The organism is Kitasatospora sp. NPDC048540, from assembly GCF_040651175.1.
Lineage (GTDB): Bacteria > Actinomycetota > Actinomycetes > Streptomycetales > Streptomycetaceae > Kitasatospora.
Window position 1 is genome coordinate 1 of sequence record NZ_JBEZIR010000273.1, and the last position, 1,497, is coordinate 1,497.

General features: G+C 74.9%; 1 protein-coding gene. It reads left to right on the forward strand.

Annotated elements, in window-relative coordinates; all coding sequences use genetic code 11:
• The first annotated feature begins 349 nt into the window (after window positions 1-349).
• A complete protein-coding gene (locus tag AB0D08_RS40795; RefSeq protein WP_033826018.1) occupies window positions 350-1,411 on the forward strand; it encodes a hypothetical protein in 1,062 nt (353 codons plus the stop codon).
• The last annotated feature ends 86 nt before the right edge of the window (window positions 1,412-1,497 follow it).

Here is a 1,497-nt window from a genome sequence, read left to right on the forward strand (position 1 = left end):
GAACTGCGTCCACTGGTTGTAGACGGCGTGCAGCGGGACATCCACCTCGATGGATTCCTTCACCCTGGTCACAGCGGTCCCCTTCCGGGTCGACAAGTCGGACCTTCCGTTCACCGCCGCGCCTGCCCCGTACCCGGCCGCCCAATCGCGCCGGCCTGCCGATCGCACCGATCAGCCGGTGGGCCCGGCCGGCGGGCCGTCGCCCGTTTGACCGCGTCCGGGTGGCGTAGCGCGGGCCCGGGCACAGGCTGGGTATCGGACCGAGCCGTTCGCATGCGCGCCGCCCGTCGAGGCGGCCGGCCAGCTCGTCCCTCCGTTGACTCGTCGTTCCACCGATCCAGGAGACCTGATGGTTCGCCCGCTGTCCCTTCCCGCGCCCAACGCCGGGACGGGCCTCATACCTGCCCCCGACCTCGACCTTCCCTCCGACCACCCCGGCGCGAACCTGCTCCCTGTGATCCCACCCGGCGAGGACCTCGCCGCCGCACTGATGCACTCGGCCGCCAGCCGGCCGGTCGAGGAAGTCGCGGACCTGCTGCTCCAGTTGGAGCCCGACCGGACACCGACGCTCACCCCGGCCCTGCACCGGGCGCTGGCGGGCCGGCCGGTCGAGGAACTGGTCCGGCTCCTCACCCTGCTGCGTCCCCGGGACCGTGACGGTGCCGATGCCATCCTGCGGACCGCCGTCCTGACCAGACCTCCGGACGAGGTGGCCGGTCTGACCGTCCTGTTGGCCGCGGAACCCGACAGCGGCATCCGGGACGCGCTCTGCGCGGCGGCGGCGCTGCGCCCGGTCGCCGACGTCGCCCATCTCGCCCAACTCCTGCAGCCCGTACCCGAAGTGGTCCGGCCGGCCGGTCCGGTCCAGCTGCCGGAGCCGTCCGCGCTGTCCGCCCCGGACGCGACGGCACCTGCCCCGTACGCCGAGCTCCCCGACGGGTCCGCGGACGGGCGGGCGCCGGAGCAGATGGCCGCGCCGCGGCCCGCGGTACGGGTCCGGGGCCGCCGGACGCGCTCACAGCTGCGTTGGCCGGCGGCCGGCGCGCTCCTGGCGACCGGGGCGCTCCATCTGCCGCTCGTGCTCCCGCACTGGGGCCAGAACCCGGTCGCGGACGCCGTGTTCACCGCCGTCGCGGCGCTGTGCCTGCTCCTCGCCGTCCTGCTCGTCCTCCGTGACGCGCCGTGGGTGTGGATCGCCGGAGCCGCCGTCGGCGGGTCCGCCATCACCGGCTACCTGATCTCCGGCAGCCTCGCCTTCCCCGACCTGGCCGCTGATCTGACGCAGTGGCAGAGCTACCTGGTGCCCGCCGCGCTGGCCTGCGAAGCCGCCCTGGTGGCGCTGGCCCTCACGCACGCCGCCACCCGCCGCCGCAGGCGCCCGACCGGCGGCCCCGCGGCTCCGGTGATCTGACCCGTCGCCGCGGGTGGACATCCCCGAGATCGCGGCGCTGCTGCGCGAACACGCGGTCACCTCCATGGTCATCACCACCGCCCTGT